The sequence below is a fragment of the Cytophaga sp. genome (assembly GCF_051961495.1).
Lineage (GTDB): Bacteria > Bacteroidota > Bacteroidia > Cytophagales > Cytophagaceae > Cytophaga.
In genome coordinates this window covers 1-17,765 of sequence record NZ_JBQCDF010000152.1, presented here as the reverse complement: position 1 = coordinate 17,765, position 17,765 = coordinate 1, and the positions used below count along the sequence as shown (strand labels likewise).

Sequence of the window (17,765 nt, the reverse complement as noted above, 5' to 3'; positions counted from 1 at the left end):
CGGAACTGGTTGACAGGCAATTGGAAAAACAGCTTGTTGAGGTCGATGTACTGTATATGTCGCTTGATCCGTCAGAAGGCATCGTCCAATTCATCATAAAACTGCTGAACGTAGATGCTGGTGGAATTATCCAGGAACATGGGAGACTGAAAGTATTCTCAAAACTTGAATTAGGTACTAAGTTTTGCCCCTTTACTTGAAATAAGAGTAAAAAAAATAAGACCAGAATTTTTATGCGTAACATTGAAAGAATTAAAAAGTTGATAAAGTTTTAGTATTAATGGGATTTACAGTATAGAGGTAACCTGAAATACTTAAAAAGATGCTTTGAATTTTGCTTAAATGTATGTTTAATTTTTTAAATCGTCAATTACAATTATGAATTCTTTATAAAATCATTACCACAGTAACGTTATTCAAGGACGGAAATTATCTGTTGTTGGAACTTTGTAACAGGAGTGATATTATTTGTAGAAATATTACTATACTAAGTAGGCCCTTTAAACAAACAGTCTTTTGCAATACTAAGGAATTTGAAAATAGAAATGCCTGAAGAGTATTAAGTGTAATATTTTTTACAGATCGTTAAGCATGATTTTTAGTCTCATATACTCAGGAATAGAGTCGCCTTCAAAGATCAGAGTAGATGTTTTTCTGTCGATTAATACATATTGCTTCTCTACAATTGTATGCTTGCTATCTACATAGGAAAGTTTAATTGTATCCTGGTTGATTGTCCAGCTGCCTGCATGAAAAGATTGGATGATGCCGCTTGAAACGCGTTCAAATTTATTATTTTTGCGTAGTGTTAAAAATGAAGCAGAAAATGGTGAGTCTGAATATGCTTCCAGCACAGCAGGTGCGTCCCTCCATTCTTTGGTGTTTTTCTTCAGTACGCGGGCATCTTTGGGTGTGATACAGGAGTGCATTCCTATAAGAAGTACAGATATGAAAAATATTTTTGAAGCTGCGTGCATTTTATTATTTCGTAAAGAGTGAAACCGCATTAAATGTAGGGGGATAAAACGAAATATAAAATAGCTTTTCTTCAGATTTAATTTTTACTGAGATTGTGGTTGAATAAAAAATCCTTTATAGCAGCAATGTTTTCTGTGGTACTGAAACAAAATTCAAAATAACCTTTTTCTTTTAGAGCCTCAAGCGTGTGAAGTTTTACAAGAAAGTAATTAATGCTTTCAATATTGTTTTTCTTTATTCTTTTCTCCCAGGTTTTTTCATTCGTAACATCGAAATAGCAATCGCCTGATTTGTTCCATACATGAGGTATCGCAAAAAATCCATTGTCTTTATCCCGCAACAGAATCAGACCCTCAACAATTAGTATTTCCGGGTATTTTTCTGCAATCCGGTATGCGTTTTCAAAACATTCATCTGAATTAATTTCAAGATCCATGCAATCAATTTCATTTGGCATTGATGAAAGAGTAATAGCTTCAGCCATGGTAAATTCTTCTTCACGATTATTTTCTTCCATAATAATTGAGCAACAAATGAATCTATACATACGCTTAAGTGAAGAAAATGGTTTGTATTGTGATCCAATGGCATATGAAAAAAATGTAATTCAAAATTATAAAGATGTAATCTCATATTCTTTTTAATGATTCAAATTTGAATACAGAAATATAAAGACAATCAACCTAAAACATATTTGCTATGAAAAATCTAAAACACGTAATATTCATTCCATTATTCTTTCTGACCGCGACAATGCTATTTGCAGAGACTTCCGGAGGGAAAGATTCATCGTCTGTATCTTCCATAAACGTTGAAAAAAAATCAGCAGAAGATGACGATGAATTAAAACATATAGAATTTGGTATACGCTATATGCCAACATTTTCTTCTATTGATATGAATTCTTCTAACGGCGTTGTAGAAGGAAGCTTTACGATGAGTAATGGTTTCGGTGGCATGCTTGGAATTAATTTTACTCAGAACCTGGGCATACAGGGAGAGATTAATTATTACCAGATCAATCAGAAATATGCTGATGGAAGTTTGAATCGTGATTTGACAATCAACTATCTAAATATACCTGTGTTGTTATCTCTTAATACAAATAAAGCTGCACCTGTTAATTTGAATTTTGTTGCTGGTCCGCAGTTCGGAATCAATGTAGGTTCTAATTTAGAAACTTCAGGCAGCAATGGTTCTGATACAGCAAAAGCAGTAGTGGCATTGAAAAAAGGTGATGTAGGTGTAGCTTATGGTGCGGGACTTGAATTCGCGTTGAATAAAAGTCATAGTTTCCGTCTTGATCTGGGCTTTAGAGGGTTTTATGGTCTTGTAAATATGGACTCATCAACGAACCAGGATGGAACGTATAATGTCATTGTAAGTGCATCCAGAAAAACATACGGTGGTTATGTTGGCTTAGCCTGGATGTTTTAAGATCCCTAAAGTTTGTTACGATTCCGGTCATGGCGAAATTACTATTTTTCTGTGACTGGAATTTTTTTATTCAGGTTTATAAAATAACTTCTTCCTTTCAGTGTACGTATGATATAGGGGATTTCCTGAAAATATGATGCCCAGCACATGACGAAGGAAATAGAGCATAAAAGCAATAACATCTAACAGCATTTGGAAGGGAAATGTATGTTCATAGTAATTAAAATGGACATGTTTGCCAAAATATAGGTATCTTGTTGTACGTTATTATTGCTATGAAACAAATCTATAAGAGTGATTATTTAACAGAAAAGAATTTCCTTAAAAAGATTTTCCTTTCAGGTTTATTAATCCTTATAGGAGTTTTTACCTTGCAAGCCCAGAAGACACTGGAATTACGGAATGATCGGTTATATTACCCTTTAAGAAGTGATCTGTTTCAGGTGTTTGAAGATAAGACCAATGCACATAAATCTGTTGAAAGTATCCAAGTTGAACGGTTCAGTTATGATAGCACCTATTTTTTGTCGAACAAAAATCCTTCTTCAACCTATTGGGCAAAGTTTATATTAACCGACCATTCTTCTATTAACCATCATTGGTTTTTTGTTTCGTATAATTACAGCATAGATTCACTTGATATTTTTACCTTTCAACATTCCAAACAACTTTTTCATAAGCAATACCGTTTCGCATCGCCCGACTCAACAACAAAGGAAATACGACATAAAAATTTTACGGTTGATTTCCCTGTTCCGAAAAATGATACAGTTATTGTATATATAAAATTAAAGAATGAAAATGCAACTCAGTATGATTTTGCATTAGTAGAACATAAAGACCTTTTTTCAAAAAGTGTTTTTGAATTTTATCTGTTTGGCCTTTTTTATGGCGGATTAATCATGATGACTTTCTATCATGTAAGTATTTATTTCAGTTTGCGTGATAAGGCTTACTTATTTTATTCGGCATATATATTTATTCAGGGATTGTATATGAGTTACAGAGATTCCACAGCCCTTGTTAATATATTTGCCGACGCACCCTGGCTGATTGATTATACACTGAATGCATTATTTTTTATTCTGTCTGTTTCGACATTGTTATATGGTCGTTTTTTTCTTGAACTTAAAAGCTTCAGATCGTTCACGTTTTTGATAATCACATTTGTTATTGTTCGTGTGCCGTTTTTATTGCTATATAAAAATTATCCGTTGGTGGTAATGTGGCTGGATCTCGCGGCGCCTCTGCTTGTTTTAGTTTTTTCCGTTGTCTCCCGTTTTGAAAAAAATAAAACGGCGACTTTATTCAGTGTCAGCTTTGCTGTAATCTTTGCCGGATATCTGATCAACGTACTGTGGCATGCGAATATTATCGATTGTACTACAGATGTATTTTATTCACTTTATTATGCCCTTATTATTCAATCTTTATTACTGGCAGTTGCAAATGCTTACAGACTGAATAAACTAAAAGCAGACGCATTGAATAAGCAGATGCTTGAAGAGCAGGTAATCCGGAATATACAGATGATCAAATACCAGGAGGAATTAATCAAGACCAAAAGCGATGATCTGGATATGTTGTTGTACAGGGCTTCCCATGATATTAAAGGTCCATTGAAATCCATTGATGGATTATGTGATCTGGGTCGACGGGATGAGGGAAATAAAAATATTTATTTCGAAAATATCGGAGCTGTTTCTAAACGCTTACAGCAGATATTAAACTCTCTGTTGCAGATTGCTGAACACAACCGCACAGAGCTCAAAATAGAGCCTGTGAATATTTATACATTGATTCATGAATGTATAAAGGAAAATCTGGTTGCGTACCCGGATATAAAGAAAATCGATTTCAAAATACAAATACCGGAAAATACTATTATTCAATCCGAGCAGTTTACCTTGTTTTCCATTGTGCAAAACATTATTGAAAATGCTATTAAATACATGGATAAGTCGAAAGCTGAAAATGTTCTGCTTGTTATCTTCCGCCAGTCCGATGATCAGCAGATTCTCGTTTTTGAAGATAATGGCATTGGAATCAAAGAGGAATATCTTAAAAATATTTTCCAGATGTTTTATCGTGCCAATAATGTAAATCCTTCGGGGGTAGGGCTGGGTCTTTATATTGTAAAGCAACATGTTGACCGGCTGAACGGACATATAGAGATTGATTCGAAAGAAAACGAATTCACCCGCTTTACTATTTCTCTTCCAAAGTAATATATATCACTCAAACGAAATGTTTGAAATTATGTAAACGTATTTTGAAATCGTGTAAACGCGGGCTTTTTAAAATCGGTAGCTTTAAGGATACGAATAACGAGTAAGCTATGGAAACAAAATACATTGCCCGCACACGGAAAATTATTCATGCACCGCTTAAAAAGGTTTGGGATGCACTTGTCGATCCGGAAAAGATCAAACAGTATATGTTTGGTACCGATGTCATTTCAGACTGGGAAAAAGGTAGTTCTATTGTATGGAAAGGAGAATGGAAAGGCAAGGCTTATGAGGACAAAGGAGAAATTCTTCAACTGGATAAGTTAAAAAGGCTGCAGTATTCGCATTACAGTCCGCTGAGCGGAAAGCCAGACCTGCCGGAAAACTATCACATTGTCACCATTACCTTATCTGAATTTGAGCTCCACATTGGCGTGGAAGTAGAACTGACGCAGGATAATAATAACACAGAAGAAGAACAGAAACATTCAGAAGAAAACTGGAGCATGATGCTGGATGGGTTGAAGAAGTTCCTGGAGAAGTAAGCATGGTATAGGAATTGTTTTGCCGTTCAAACAATTCCTATATCATGTCTCAATATTTTTATCTTAAAAAGGCGTTTATTTTTTGAAGATCGAAATTAATATATTCAAGTTTGATGTTTGTATGATTTTTACTTGTTGTGAACTGTTGCAGGCTTATTTTGTCTTTGCCATCAATGGTTGCAATTGAAAATACTTTAACTTTTTTATTCAAAGGAATAGATGAAAAAGTTAACTGGTTACCATCACGTTTGTTTTCTCTTACAACACTGTTCAGTTCTTCATATATAAAAAAAACATTGGCAGTTGTATCTGCACTTTCTATCACCATGCTTATTTTTTGTGAAAGATCAATTTTAACGAAAGCATCACAGTTCAGCCAGCCGGTGCTGTTTGAGTGAAAGACATAATAGTTGACTTCATCTTTGTCTATTTGCTGAATTTTTTTCCGGGAAGATTTTTCATACTTTTTGTTGAAGTAAACATTAAAATCCTGTTGTGTATCAAATTGCTGACCGGATATGCTGATTCCTGCATATACCTTTGGGGCTTCGGTTAAATATTTAAAGAAATGATCTGTGACAGGTTTCGCGTTACTTAAAATTAAGCTGTCATGGGTTTGCCTGATGTTGTGGCCCTCATAAAAGATATATAAACCAATACTGGCATTAACTATTTTGCCATCTTTATTTACGTCAAAAAAAAGTCTATACAATCCATTCAGTTTTAAGAAATCTGAAGCTATGGAAGGTTCAGCGATAATTTTTGAATATATGTATTGTTGTAAACGCTCTTTCCTGCCTTTTAAAAAGAATGTTGAATCATCTTCATGCTGTGCAATACGTACAGATATGTCTCCTCCATAAGGTTCAATCTGCATCATATAGGCCCCTTGTTTTTGTTTTTCTGAAGTTGAAGCAGGTTGCGGTGCGTTGATCTTTTCAGCAGCGTGCTTTTGTTTTTTCCAGTTCATGATTCCGGAAGAATCACGTGTGCCAGAAAATAGCTCCATATTTTTGCGGTCTTGTTTGCGGGGGAAATATAACTGCAATGGTATATCTTTTTTCAATGTTAGCTCAGAACCATCCTGCATGGCACGTATATGAATCATGCCGCCGCTTTCCAGCAGTTGGCCATCTGAAGTGGTTGTCAGGTTGGCTGCGATGAATTCCTGTTTGGTATAATATTCTTTTAATTCTATTTTAACCGGCTTATCAGGTAGTGCTCCGGCGAACGCATCCCGCGGAATAAAAATCAATGTGCCTTTGGCTCCTTCAATCAGTGTGTCTGTTGAATTACTGATTGTGAAAGTCTGTTGTTTGGCAATCTCATGTTCAAGTGTTGTAGAATTGGAGGCAGTAGTGATATTATTTTTTTTGACCTGCGCCACGATTGAATTTTTATCTTTTTCTCCCGTACAGGATAATAGAAGCGATGTGAAGAGGAACAATAAAAGTTTTGTTTTCATGTCTTCTTGTAAATGGTGCTTATTCGGTTTTATTATTGAATGAATCATTGAATAATGATATCATTTCATTGAGTAATTTCTTTAAATGACTGGATATACTTATCAATATAAAATTGTTTCTGCGCACTTTTGTACTGCATAATATATCTGGGATGTTCCAGGGGAACAAGTTTTTTGAAGAAATGATATTCAGCATTTAGTTTACGCAAGAACTGTTCGTTTTTTCCTGTACCCAGGCAAAAGCATATGTCTGTATTGACTCCCATACCAATCAGCGTGCGGATGTTTTCAACGATAGAACCTGATACTGCATGCAGCAAGGTTTTGCTATCATAGTAATTATAATTGGTTTCCTTGCCTTTTGAATTTGATGATGTAAAGCCAAGCGGGAAAGGGGAATTGATGTAAAAATCTTTATAGAATTTTTCCGGTCCGCCGTAAGCCGCAATCATGTCATAGATAAAAACAGAAGAAGGTTCGTGTGTTACCTTGCCGGTATAAGGGATGTTACACACGCTTACCAGTCGTTTGGGATCTGTAAAGGGAATGCCTGTTAAACCTGCACCAAACCTGCCGGGATTGATCCCCAGGATTAGGTGACGTTGATGATGGTCGTTATAATATTTCTTATAGAATATTTCTGTTAACGCTAACGCTTGTATTGATTCCTTGAACGGATTCATGATTCGAATTCCGGCAGGCAGGGGAGCTCCTGTATAATTCAATGCTTTATTGAAAAGAATGGCTTTGTCTGCGAAGGTTAGCATGATATAAATATAAAAATAACTCAGGAATTATGTTGTATCTGTGAATAGTAATGGAAACGTTGTTTAACGAAAGATATGCTGTTCTCATAAAACTTTATAACGAAAAACATATAACGAATTTCAAAAAATCTGCAACAAACTCCTGATGCTTGCTTTTTAGCTTTGACTTATAAAACAACACGCATGTATGTGTGCAATGTAAGCCTGATAGAATAGCTATGGCTGCACGTACTATACACCATGCGTTTTTCTCATCTAAAAAACAAGTCATATGAAAAAAGTACAGTTAAGTTTTTGTCTTCTTCTGATAGCTACTGCGCTTCAGGCACAAGTGACCATTGGTCCTAAATTGGGATTGAATGTGAATTATGAAAATTATAAATTTTCAGGTGATTATGCAGGTACTCAAGAAAATTCCAAGACTGCAAAAGTTGGTTATCAGGCAGGTGTTGCCATCAATCTTAAAACATCCGATTATTTTTCTGTAAGACCTGAAGTTTTATTTAATGTAATGGGCGGAGAAACTTCATTCGGCGATGGTGATAATAATACCAGAACCGTAAAAAATACGTATAATTATTTATCTGTTCCGTTAAACTTTGTTGGTACATTTGATGCAGGTCCGGGTAAGTTCAATATCTTCGTTGCTCCGCAATTCAGCATTGGATTAAACGGTAAATATTCTTACCAGGCAGATTCTTCCGGTCTGTTTGTAAACACGCAGTATTCACAATCAGGTTCCTTACAAACAGGTAAAGTACCCGATGATAACAATGGCGATACCGGATATTTCAATCAAATGGCTTGGGGGATCAATTATGGTATCGGTTATCAGATTAAAGGATTATTATTTACCGGCCAGTATCATATGGGCTTAACCAATACACAACCGCATTACGCGAACTCTGATCAGGAAGCACACAGAGGTGATGTTGTTTCAAAGAATTATGGCTTCACCATTGGTCTAACGTATTTCTTCGGTGATACGGATGATGAATAATCGTGCTTGAATTTTATATAAGATACTTCCAAGGTTTTTAAAACCTTGGAAGTATAACGACAAGAATTAAACAATAAAAAAGACTCACACTTTTCAGCGTGAGTCTTTTTTATTGTCTCTTATCAGCACCTCCGCCGTGGCGGATAAAGACTGGTACTGGATTCTGTGTTATCAAATTCTTATTTTTTTCCTTTTGAAAATTCGTTTGCTGCTTTCACAAACTTTACAAAGATCGGATGCGGATTCTCTACCGTACTTTTCAATTCCGGGTGGAACTGACTACCGATGAAGAATGGGTGGTCTCTCAATTCTACGATTTCAACCAGTTTTGTTTCCGGGTTGATCCCTGTTGCCAGCATGCCTTCTTTTTCGTATTGCTTCAGGTATTTGTTGTTGAACTCATAACGGTGACGGTGACGCTCCATAATCTTGGACTTGCCATAGATTGCGTATGCTTTGGAACCTTTCGTAAGCTCACATGGATAAGCACCTAAACGCATCGTACCACCTTTCATGGTAATATTCTTCTGGGATTCCATCATATTGATCACCGGGTTCGCCGTGTCTTTATTCATCTCCGTAGAGTTGGCATCTTTTAAGTGCAGCACGTTACGTGCAAATTCAATCACAGCACACTGCATACCCAAACAGATTCCGAAGAACGGAATATTGTTCTCGCGTGCGTATTGTACCGCAGCGATCTTGCCTTCCAATCCGCGTTCGCCGAAACCAGGAGCAACCAGGATACCATCGGCAAAAGCCAGGTTGTGCTGCAGGTTATCTTTCTGCAATTGCTCAGAAGAAATCCAACGTATCTTTACTTTGCATTCATTCATGGCGCCTGCGTGGATGAAGGCTTCAGAGATGGATTTATAAGCATCCGGAAGTTCTACATATTTACCTACAAGGGCAATGTTCACTTCTGACAATGGATTCTTCAGTTTACCTAAAAAAACTTTCCAGCTTTCCAGGTCGGGCTCGTTCTTGTTGGGCAGCTTTAATTTTGCCAATACACGTTCGTCGAGCTTTTCTTTTTTCATCAGCAACGGTACATCATAGATTGTTTCAGCATCGATCGATTCGATCACAGAATTGATGTTTACGTTACAGAATAAAGCAACTTTTTTACGCAGTTCAGCAGGTAACGGATGTTCTGTACGGCATACAAGAATGTCCGGGTGAATACCTGTTTCAGATAATTGTTTAACCGAGTGTTGTGTAGGTTTAGTTTTTAATTCTTTTGCCGCGTTCAAATACGGAATCAATGTCAAGTGAATCACAAGGGTGTCTGTAGGGCCCATTTCCCAACGGAACTGACGTACCGCTTCCAGGAAAGGCAGAGATTCAATATCACCTACGCAGCCACCGATTTCAGTGATTACAATGTCATATTTGCCTGACTCGCCCAGCAACTGGATGTTGCGCTTGATCTCATCGGTAATGTGTGGTACCACCTGTACCGTCTTGCCTAAGAATGCACCCTGGCGTTCTTTGGTAATAACGGTATTATAAATTCTACCCGTAGTAATGTTGTTGCCCTGTGAAGTAGGCGTGCCTAAGAAACGTTCGTAATGGCCAAGATCCAGATCGGTCTCTGCTCCGTCGTCCGTTACATAACATTCGCCATGCTCATAGGGATTCAGGGTTCCCGGATCGATGTTCAGATACGGATCAAACTTTTGGATGGTGACAGAGAAACCTCTTGATTGAAGAAGTTTGGCGAGAGAAGCGGCTACAATGCCTTTTCCGAGTGATGAAGTAACCCCGCCGGTTACGAAAATATATTTAGTTGCAGACATAATCCCGTTTTAGACTTACGGGATACAAAGTTAACTAAAACTGCTGATTTTTCTAAAAATGGGGATAAGAAAAGGGACGGAATTGTACAATTTCTTTACACGGGCACTAAATATAAATTATGAATTATGAATTATGAACGCTGAAAGTACAATTTCAAGCATTTTGAATCGATTCCATCGATCGTTGAATATCATTTTTATCATATAATCAGATGGATAAGTGGTTGAGACAACGAGGAATGATAAACTGAGTTGCAATTGGTAATTTATATAGCGTGTTTTGCAGTATGAATCTGAAAGCGTCGATTGAGAATAATATTCATATACGGGTGGTAGCTGCTGCTGCAGATGAATGTGGGCTGGAGACCTATATTGTAGGTGGGTATGTGCGCGATCTGATCATGGGCCGCGAGAACAAGGATATTGATTTTGTTTGTCTGGGTAGTGGCATTGAGCTGGCACAACATGTAGCGGCGAAAATGGGTAGCAATACTGCCGTGCACGTTTTTAAGAATTTCGGTACGGCTATGATCAATGCCGGTGATGTAGAGCTGGAATTTGTGGGCGCCCGTAAGGAATCGTATGATTTTAACTCACGTAAACCTACGGTAGAGAGCGGTACCCTGCAGGACGACCAGCTGCGTCGTGATTTTACTATCAATGCGCTTGCCATTTGTCTTACTAAAAGCCGTTTTGGTGAGCTGGTAGACCCGTTTGACGGGGTTGGAGATATCAAACGCAAAATCATTAAAACACCTCAGGACGCGTTAGTAACCTTTTCAGATGATCCTTTGCGGATGATCCGCGCGATCCGTTTTGCCACACAACTGAACTTTGATATAGAGCCGACAACCTTCCATGCCATTACGGCCAATAAAGACCGCCTGAAGATTGTTTCCATGGAACGTATTTCCCAGGAATTGAATAAGATCATCCTGGCGCAAACACCTTCCTATGGATTTAAACTGTTATATATTTCGGGTGTCCTGAAAGATATTTTCCCCGAATTTGTGGCTTTGCAGGGAGTTGAATCGATCGATAATAAATCGCACAAGGATAATTTCTATCATACCTTACAGGTACTGGATAATGTCGCGAAAGTGTCTGACGACCTGTGGCTGCGTTGGGCAGCTATTTTGCACGATATTGCAAAGCCGCTCACAAAACGTTTTGTGGATCGTATCGGCTGGACTTTCCACGGCCACGAAGATAAAGGGGCGCGAATGGTACCGGGCATTTTCAGAAAGCTGCGCTTGCCGCTGAATGAAAAAATGGACATGGTGGCCAAATTGGTCCGCCTGCATTTACGGCCTATTTCATTGGTGAAAGACGAAGTGACAGATTCAGCCGTACGTCGTTTAATGTTTGAAGCCGGAGAGCATTTTTCCGATCTGATGATCCTGTGCCGCGCTGATGTGACTTCAAAGAACAACAACAAGGTAAAGCGCTATCTGGAGAATTTTGATAAGGTGGAACGCAAGGTGGTTGAAGTAGAAGAGAAAGACCAGCAGCGTTTGTTCCAGCCGGTGGTTAGCGGCGAGGATATTATGAGAACTTTTGATCTCAAGCCGGGAAAAGTAATCGGAGATATAAAAGCAGATCTTACCGAAGCAATTCTTGAAGGCGATGTTGTAAACGAATATGATTCGCTGTTTCCGTTTATGGTAGCGCTAGCGGAAAGGAAGTACGGTTTGGTAAAACCTAAAGCTTAACGTCAAAGGCTTGCTTAGCTATAAATTCCAAATAACAAAAAACAAATTCCAAAAGAATCGGAAAGCGATTGGTAATTATTACAGCAAAGATATTTTTTAAAATATTTAAAGATTTGTATTTGGGAAATTATTGGCAGTTTGGAATTTGTTTTTTGTTATTTGGAATTTCATCTAGAACTTAATAATAAAACCAGCAAATAAAGAGCCGAAACACCCAGCAGCACCATGCCGCCTTTCTTGAATATGGATTTTTTCTTTTCATATTCTGCATCCTGTTTCTTTATAAGAATGTCTGGAAAAAGAAACAGGATGATGCCTGCTGAAAATGGAATAAAAATATCAATGTAACTCATCGTTTTATCTGTGTATGTTGAAAGTTATTAAAGATAGTAATTATTTTAATGACACATGTTGTGAAATTTTCTGCTGTTTGGTTCGCCGCGGCGAATTGTTGTTTGTTTCCGCCGTGCCGGATGGAATTTATGCTGCATTCAGCATTACGCATTAACTCTCATACAGCTCCAGTGGTAATCCATCCGGATCAGCAAAGAAGGTGAAGCGCTTATTGGTTAAAGTATCTATACGAATCGGTTCGCAGGTTACTTCTTTACTTTTTAAATATTCAATTGAGTTTTCAATATTATCAACGGAAAAGGCCAGGTGTCTCAATCCGCATGACTCCGGACGGCTCGGGCGTACAGGTGGATTGGGGAAGGAAAATAATTCAATAATGTATGTTCCGTTTATAGCCAGGTCCAGTTTGTAGGAATTGCGCTCAGCCCGGAATGTTTCAAGCACAATAGTACAACCCAAAACTTCGGTGTAAAATTTTTTGCTACGCTCATAATCCGAACAGATGATAGCGATGTGGTGTACGTTTTTTAATTGTAACATGGAACAATTATGAATTATGAGTTATAAATTATGAATTAAAAAATATTTGAATCAATGGTCGTCTTTGCCATGTTTAATGAGAGCGTAAATCATTTTTAATCATTTGAATCAACTAAATCAGAAGAATCATAGTTTAGACTTCAGACACTCTTCAAAGTACCATAATTTCAGTAAGTCCATATAGAACAAGGAAGGAGCAGGGCCGAGCAGATTTTTTTCAATGGCAGGAATAAACGGCTTGATACAATAGGCAACAAATTTGTTGAGTTTGAATGCTGCCAACCTGTTGTGAAGTTTTATTAATTTCGTTCTGGAAGGAAGTTTGTTTTGGCTGTACAGTTCTACCAGTGTTTCGATTGACTGTTTTATTTTTCCTAAAAAAACTTCGTTGTTATCTAATCCTTCGTGGTAAACAAAATTGTCAATATGAATGATGGTAAGTCCATTAGACGCTAAGGTCATGCCGAGCAAGGTATCTTCATGACCATATTTTTGTATGGAATTATCCAGCGGAAATTGTAACAGAACTTCCTTACGGATCAATAAATTATTTAATGTGAATGTATCGAATGGATTTTTGTTTCTTTTTTCTGCAGCAATCTCTTCACGTTTCCGGCCATAGATCCATCTCAATTGTTGATCCGGAGCGGGCGCGTGTTGAGCATAAGCTGTTCCTCCACATACACATGTATTTGTTATGGAGAGGAAAGGAAGATAGTTTTTTAAAAAAGTTTCTGTGCAGGGTATGGTATCTGCATCCAGAAATAACAACCAGTCGAATGAAGATTTTTTAATTAGTTCATTGCGGATCGCCGCACGGCCAATGTTGTTTTCAAGCCGGTAGATATGCAGGTTAAGAACTTTATCGAAGTCTGGCTTCCAGCTTAAATAAGATGACGTGCAGCTGGCATCGTCAATAATGATGATTTCATAGACTATACCTAAAGAAGAACACTGCTTGTGCAGCGCATGGATTAATTCAGCAGGATTGTATTCATGAACCGGAATTAAGATCGAGAGGCCTTTCATTATGCATGCATCCCGTGTTCAACCACTTTTTTATCAGCAACCCGTAACGTACGTGCCGGGTATTTTAATAAAAACTGGTGATTGTGCGTTGCCATCAATACAGCTGTTCCGTTTCTGTTGATTTCAAAAAATAGTTTAAGAATTTCTTCTGCCACTTCGGGATCCAGGTTTCCTGTGGGCTCATCAGCAAGCAGGATCAACGGCTCATTCAGTAAGGCACGCGCAATTACAACACGCTGCTGTTCTCCGCCGGACAATTGATGCGGCATTTTATTCATGGAACTAGTTAAGCCTACACGCATCAATACATCGTTCAGACGGTTCTTGATCTTGGCTGAATCTTTCCATCCTGTAGCTTTCATGACAAAGATCAAATTGTCAGCAACAGAGCGGTCGTTCAATAATTGAAAGTCCTGAAAGATAATGCCCAGCTTTCTTCGTAAGAAAGGAATTTTTTTTCGTTTTATATTTTCAACGGCAAAGCCTGCAACCGTAACTTTTCCTTTAGGTTGAGAAAGATCGGCATAAAGGGTTTTCAGCAGAGAAGACTTGCCACAGCCTGTGCGGCCGATCAGGTAAACAAATTCACCTTTGTTGATTCTGAATGAAACATCATCCAATATCAACTGGTCTTCCTGAAAAATATCAGCGTTTGTTAATTCTAATACAGGTTCGTCTGACTGTGTCATATCTTACTTTATACTAATGCGAACTTTTGTAATTTGCCAAAAGGTAAATCCTGGATCAATTGCAGAAACTCATCTTCTCTGCCTTCAAGGCCAAGTTTCTTAACCATTTTTAAAGGCCTGTCTGCTCTGAAATAAGCAATCAGCACCATCTTCTCATCCCGGAGCTGAATGTAATCAGGAATCTTCGCTTTCCCTTTTACTTTGATAATAAACATATCAGATCCAAAAGGGGTTTGAACGAAAATCTCTTCTTCCATATGAATATCCAGAAAATAAATAGTCTTTCCACGAATTTACTTCATAGAAAGACTATTACCAATGTTTTGTACAGGAAATTAACCGTTGACTTTTTTATGGTCAGCCAGAAACTTCGCTAAGCCACTATCTGTAAGTGGGTGATTCAATAAGCCTGTGATTACATTCAGCGGACAAGTAACAACATCTGCGCCTACTTCCGCACAATTGATCAGGTGCATGGTATGACGTACAGAAGCTGCAAGTACTTCTGTCTGGTAATCGTAATTTCTATAAATGCCAACGATCTGTGCAATCAGTTCCATGCCATCCTGGGAGATATCATCCAGACGGCCAATGAACGGAGACACATAGGTTGCACCCGCTTTTGCAGCAAGCAAAGCTTGTCCCGGAGAGAACACCAACGTGCAGTTTGTGCGGATACCTTTCTGAGAGAAATATTTAATGGCTTTGATACCATCTTTTATCATCGGAACTTTTACCACGATCTTCGGATCAATGGTGATCAGTTCTTCACCTTCTTCAATAATACCTTTATAATCGGTGGCAATTACTTCAGCACTTACGTCGCCGTCAACAATATCGCAGATTGCTTTATAGTGTTTGAATACATTATTTTTTCCGGAGATACCTTCTTTGGCCATAAGAGAAGGGTTCGTCGTTACACCGTCTAAAATGCCAAGCTCTTGTGCTTCTCTGATCTCATTAAGATTGGCTGTGTCGATAAAGAATTTCATAAAGTAGATTTATTTTAATGTATCCAGTTGTTTTAATAAATGCTTACGTGATTTAAAACAAAACGTTTTAACAGTATAAGAATCTGTTATTCACTTAATCATTCAGGAAAGATAACTACAGAAATTGAAATTAAGAAGAGGAAAAAATAAAAAGGCAAACTGAATATCGCACCGCTACAACCATTTATCCTTGCTTCCTTCCGGACCTGGGGAGGTTCACAGGAGCTGGTCGTACCAGTCTGCCGATACAAATGTAAGCAAATTAATTTAGGATGCAAAATTACGTTATAAATGAAGTTGTTTGAACTGGACTGCTATGTGTTGAAATGCCGCACATGCAACGTGATTAATGATAAACGATTATCTCAGGTGATGATGAAACCATAGCAGGAAAAATATTCAGGTAATTAAATTGGTTTTTAACAAGTTATAATTTACTTTTTCGCCTTTTGCTTATATTCAATATTTAGAAAAGAGACCAATAAATCCAGTGAGTAGTTTGATATGGATTTCCAGTCACGGCTAATATTTATTTGTAAACTGATTTTAAAAAACTCCTGGAGTCGCCAGCTAGAAAGCAGGAAAAGATGTTGAAAAATATAACTTTTTGAATTGATTATAAAATTCTTGCAATAGTTTAAAATAACATCTTAAATGTACAATTAAATTGATCGTTAATATTTTATAAATGCTTGTGAATGAATTAATTTTGCATTATGTGGTGTGCTAGAAATTGAATTTTTCTAACTTTTTACAATTTTAAATCTTTATGGTCAGAAATTTCCTATATGCCTTAATGTTGGGATTGTTTGCTGCATGGCAGGCAAACGCTCAATGTACTTCCTGCGCAGTTTCTTATACGGCTAATGCTGCTATTACTGCTACGGCGGATAATCAGGTTATCTGTATTACCGGCGGATCATTTTTTACAGTGGTATCTAATTTTAAAAATGTTACTGTAAAAATTTGTGCTCCCAATGTTCAATTGGTCAATGTTCAAATCGGAACAACAGCTCTGAATAATACGATTGAAAGTTTTGCAGATAACACCAAAATCAATACTCTGGTATCGGAAGCAGATACATTCTCGTTTATTGCTCATAATACGGGTGCTGAGTTAACAGGGAGTGCTACGTTGAATGGTATTTCCAGATTTTGGACTACTAACGGGGCATCATTAAAAATTACTCCTGGTCTGAGTCCGGGAAAAAAAATATTTTTTATTGCAGAAGAAGCTTCAACGATGAATACAGCAGGAATTACGTCCAACAGCGGAGGACAAATTATTGTTGGTAAAAATTCAACATTCAATGCTGTTGGTCCTATTATTCTTCAAAATGATGGATACATACTGAACAACGGAACAGTTACTGCTTCCGGTGATTTTACCGTTCAGAGCGGGAACAATGCGCTTACCAATTTCTGTGGGGAATCTACGATCACGATCGGCGGAAAATTTATCATCAACAGCGGTAAATTGTATAATGCAGGTGTGATCACTGCTGCAACCATTACCGTAAATGCTACTGCAGGTCCGATTTATCCGAATGAAGGTTCTCAAATTATTGCAACCGGTGCATTGGAAACAACGAATGCTCCGAATTTATTCAGCGGTGATAGTATTCTTGCAGGGCAATGTGCTTTATTTAAAGTGGCTTCTGTAGGTTCATGGAATGCACCATTGTCGAGTTCTTCCAAAATAAAATATTGCGGACCTGCCGCTACAGCAGCCCAATTAGGGCAGGCAGTTGCAGACTGTAACTGTAGCAGTGAAAGGAAGCTGTGCACGCCCTTGTGTGTGGCTCCAACATCTGTAACAATAACAGCTCCTGTAAATAATGTATGCGCGGGATCATCAACGGTATTAACAGCAAATGCTACAGGCTTGAAAGCAGGGGATACGTACACATATAGTTGGTATAAGAATAGTGTCGTAAGTGCCAACCTGGTAATTACCAATACAAATGTAAATACATTAACTGTTTCAGATGCTGCAACCTATTTTGTTGTTGTAGCAAACACGATTAAACCTGCAGATTGTTCTGCACAAAACATGGCAGGGTTTGTATTTACAGTGAATCCGATCCCACCGCAGCCGACGGTTACAGCGGGCGGTCCGTTGACCTTCTGTGATGGCGGTTCGGTAAGCTTAACGGCTGCTACAACTGGCTTTACCGGTGGTACCTATACCTGGTCGAACGGTTCAACAACGAATCCGCTGGTTGTAACA

Annotated in this window: 17 protein-coding genes, 1 other RNA gene and 1 pseudogene; 7 read left to right on the top strand and 12 right to left on the bottom strand. The window is 37.9% G+C overall.

The window, feature by feature from the left end; all coding sequences use genetic code 11:
- Positions 1-200: hypothetical protein (locus ACTHJT_RS07830; RefSeq protein ID WP_440237445.1), on the top strand; the 200-nt coding region annotated here is incomplete at its 5' end.
- A 375-nt stretch (positions 201-575) separates the two neighbouring features.
- Here the strand turns inward: ACTHJT_RS07830 and ACTHJT_RS07825 are convergent.
- Both ACTHJT_RS07825 and ACTHJT_RS07820 read right to left on the bottom strand, forming a co-directional pair.
- On the bottom strand, positions 576-929 hold the full coding sequence (locus tag ACTHJT_RS07825) for a hypothetical protein (RefSeq protein WP_440237444.1): 354 nt from the start codon (positions 927-929) through the stop codon (positions 576-578).
- A 125-nt stretch (positions 930-1,054) separates the two neighbouring features.
- A complete protein-coding gene (locus tag ACTHJT_RS07820) occupies positions 1,055-1,495 on the bottom strand; it encodes a hypothetical protein (RefSeq protein ID WP_440237443.1) in 441 nt (146 codons plus the stop codon).
- Between the two features lie 182 nt (positions 1,496-1,677).
- Here ACTHJT_RS07820 and ACTHJT_RS07815 point away from each other — a divergent pair, with 182 nt between their 5' ends.
- From ACTHJT_RS07815 to ACTHJT_RS07805, 3 genes are all read left to right on the top strand, one after another.
- Positions 1,678-2,415 carry a porin family protein gene (locus tag ACTHJT_RS07815; RefSeq protein ID WP_440237442.1) on the top strand — a complete coding sequence of 246 codons (738 nt, stop codon included), beginning with the start codon at positions 1,678-1,680 and terminating at the stop codon, positions 2,413-2,415.
- A 275-nt stretch (positions 2,416-2,690) separates the two neighbouring features.
- Positions 2,691-4,643: a sensor histidine kinase gene (locus ACTHJT_RS07810; RefSeq protein WP_440237441.1), complete on the top strand. Its 1,953-nt coding sequence runs from the start codon at positions 2,691-2,693 to the stop codon at positions 4,641-4,643.
- 110 nt (positions 4,644-4,753) lie between these two features.
- Positions 4,754-5,188, top strand: coding sequence for an SRPBCC family protein (locus ACTHJT_RS07805; protein ID WP_440237440.1), 435 nt, complete (start codon positions 4,754-4,756; stop codon positions 5,186-5,188).
- Between the two features lie 58 nt (positions 5,189-5,246).
- Here ACTHJT_RS07805 and ACTHJT_RS07800 read toward each other — a convergent pair whose 3' ends face one another.
- Together ACTHJT_RS07800 and ACTHJT_RS07795 are read right to left on the bottom strand one after the other, a co-directional pair.
- Positions 5,247-6,653 carry a hypothetical protein gene (locus ACTHJT_RS07800; protein ID WP_440237439.1) on the bottom strand — a complete coding sequence of 469 codons (1,407 nt, stop codon included), beginning with the start codon at positions 6,651-6,653 and terminating at the stop codon, positions 5,247-5,249.
- A gap of 65 nt (positions 6,654-6,718) precedes the next feature.
- Positions 6,719-7,420, bottom strand: coding sequence for an SMUG2 DNA glycosylase family protein (locus ACTHJT_RS07795; RefSeq protein ID WP_440237438.1), 702 nt, complete (start codon positions 7,418-7,420; stop codon positions 6,719-6,721).
- 271 nt (positions 7,421-7,691) lie between these two features.
- Between ACTHJT_RS07795 and ACTHJT_RS07790 the strand changes: the two genes are divergently transcribed.
- The gene (locus ACTHJT_RS07790; protein ID WP_440237437.1) at positions 7,692-8,420 is read left to right on the top strand and encodes a porin family protein; all 729 of its coding nucleotides are present in this window, start codon (positions 7,692-7,694) and stop codon (positions 8,418-8,420) included.
- Between the two features lie 179 nt (positions 8,421-8,599).
- Here the strand turns inward: ACTHJT_RS07790 and ACTHJT_RS07785 are convergent, their stop codons facing one another.
- Positions 8,600-10,219, bottom strand: coding sequence for a CTP synthase (locus ACTHJT_RS07785; RefSeq protein ID WP_440237436.1), 1,620 nt, complete (start codon positions 10,217-10,219; stop codon positions 8,600-8,602).
- A 287-nt stretch (positions 10,220-10,506) separates the two neighbouring features.
- On the opposite strand from ACTHJT_RS07785, the gene ACTHJT_RS07780 reads away from it, so the two are divergent.
- Positions 10,507-11,931, top strand: coding sequence for a CCA tRNA nucleotidyltransferase (locus tag ACTHJT_RS07780; RefSeq protein WP_440237435.1), 1,425 nt, complete (start codon positions 10,507-10,509; stop codon positions 11,929-11,931).
- 167 nt (positions 11,932-12,098) lie between these two features.
- Here ACTHJT_RS07780 and ACTHJT_RS07775 read toward each other — a convergent pair whose 3' ends face one another.
- From ACTHJT_RS07775 to ffs, 7 genes are all read right to left on the bottom strand, one after another.
- Positions 12,099-12,284, bottom strand: coding sequence for a hypothetical protein (locus ACTHJT_RS07775; RefSeq protein WP_440237434.1), 186 nt, complete (start codon positions 12,282-12,284; stop codon positions 12,099-12,101).
- A 151-nt stretch (positions 12,285-12,435) separates the two neighbouring features.
- On the bottom strand, positions 12,436-12,825 hold the full coding sequence (locus tag ACTHJT_RS07770) for a VOC family protein (protein WP_440237433.1): 390 nt from the start codon (positions 12,823-12,825) through the stop codon (positions 12,436-12,438).
- A 126-nt stretch (positions 12,826-12,951) separates the two neighbouring features.
- Complete coding sequence (locus tag ACTHJT_RS07765) at positions 12,952-13,854, bottom strand: glycosyltransferase family 2 protein (RefSeq protein ID WP_440237432.1); 903 nt, start codon at positions 13,852-13,854, stop codon at positions 12,952-12,954.
- Positions 13,854-14,543: a cell division ATP-binding protein FtsE gene (locus ACTHJT_RS07760; protein WP_440237431.1), complete on the bottom strand. Its 690-nt coding sequence runs from the start codon at positions 14,541-14,543 to the stop codon at positions 13,854-13,856. Before ACTHJT_RS07760 ends, ACTHJT_RS07765 begins: the two co-directional genes overlap by 1 nt.
- An 8-nt stretch (positions 14,544-14,551) precedes the next feature.
- A complete protein-coding gene (locus tag ACTHJT_RS07755; RefSeq protein WP_440237446.1) occupies positions 14,552-14,758 on the bottom strand; it encodes a fructose-6-phosphate aldolase in 207 nt (68 codons plus the stop codon).
- A gap of 120 nt (positions 14,759-14,878) precedes the next feature.
- Positions 14,879-15,535, bottom strand: a complete 657-nt coding sequence (fsa, locus tag ACTHJT_RS07750) for a fructose-6-phosphate aldolase (protein ID WP_440237430.1) — start codon at positions 15,533-15,535, stop codon at positions 14,879-14,881.
- A gap of 150 nt (positions 15,536-15,685) precedes the next feature.
- An RNA gene (gene ffs, locus ACTHJT_RS07745) (signal recognition particle sRNA small type) lies at positions 15,686-15,779 on the bottom strand.
- A gap of 525 nt (positions 15,780-16,304) precedes the next feature.
- Between ffs and ACTHJT_RS07740 the strand changes: the two are divergent.
- Positions 16,305-17,765, top strand: a pseudogene (locus tag ACTHJT_RS07740) (gliding motility-associated C-terminal domain-containing protein); the annotation flags it as partial.

Bases quoted from the DNA above. Each gene is read 5' to 3' on its own strand.
- ACTHJT_RS07825 (WP_440237444.1), bottom strand. From the start codon at position 929: ATGCACTCCTGTATCACACCCAAAGATGCCCGCGTACTGAAGAAAAAC.
- ACTHJT_RS07820 (WP_440237443.1), bottom strand. From the start codon at position 1,495: ATGGAAGAAAATAATCGTGAAGAAGAATTTACCATGGCTGAAGCTATT.
- ACTHJT_RS07815 (WP_440237442.1), top strand. From the start codon at position 1,678: ATGAAAAATCTAAAACACGTAATATTCATTCCATTATTCTTTCTGACC.
- ACTHJT_RS07810 (WP_440237441.1), top strand. From the start codon at position 2,691: ATGAAACAAATCTATAAGAGTGATTATTTAACAGAAAAGAATTTCCTT.
- ACTHJT_RS07805 (WP_440237440.1), top strand. From the start codon at position 4,754: ATGGAAACAAAATACATTGCCCGCACACGGAAAATTATTCATGCACCG.
- ACTHJT_RS07800 (WP_440237439.1), bottom strand. From the start codon at position 6,653: ATGAAAACAAAACTTTTATTGTTCCTCTTCACATCGCTTCTATTATCC.
- ACTHJT_RS07795 (WP_440237438.1), bottom strand. From the start codon at position 7,420: ATGCTAACCTTCGCAGACAAAGCCATTCTTTTCAATAAAGCATTGAAT.
- ACTHJT_RS07790 (WP_440237437.1), top strand. From the start codon at position 7,692: ATGAAAAAAGTACAGTTAAGTTTTTGTCTTCTTCTGATAGCTACTGCG.
- ACTHJT_RS07785 (WP_440237436.1), bottom strand. From the start codon at position 10,219: ATGTCTGCAACTAAATATATTTTCGTAACCGGCGGGGTTACTTCATCA.
- ACTHJT_RS07780 (WP_440237435.1), top strand. From the start codon at position 10,507: ATGAATCTGAAAGCGTCGATTGAGAATAATATTCATATACGGGTGGTA.
- ACTHJT_RS07775 (WP_440237434.1), bottom strand. From the start codon at position 12,284: ATGAGTTACATTGATATTTTTATTCCATTTTCAGCAGGCATCATCCTG.
- ACTHJT_RS07770 (WP_440237433.1), bottom strand. From the start codon at position 12,825: ATGTTACAATTAAAAAACGTACACCACATCGCTATCATCTGTTCGGAT.
- ACTHJT_RS07765 (WP_440237432.1), bottom strand. From the start codon at position 13,854: ATGAAAGGCCTCTCGATCTTAATTCCGGTTCATGAATACAATCCTGCT.
- ACTHJT_RS07760 (WP_440237431.1), bottom strand. From the start codon at position 14,543: ATGACACAGTCAGACGAACCTGTATTAGAATTAACAAACGCTGATATT.
- ACTHJT_RS07755 (WP_440237446.1), bottom strand. From the start codon at position 14,758: ATGTTTATTATCAAAGTAAAAGGGAAAGCGAAGATTCCTGATTACATT.
- fsa (WP_440237430.1), bottom strand. From the start codon at position 15,535: ATGAAATTCTTTATCGACACAGCCAATCTTAATGAGATCAGAGAAGCA.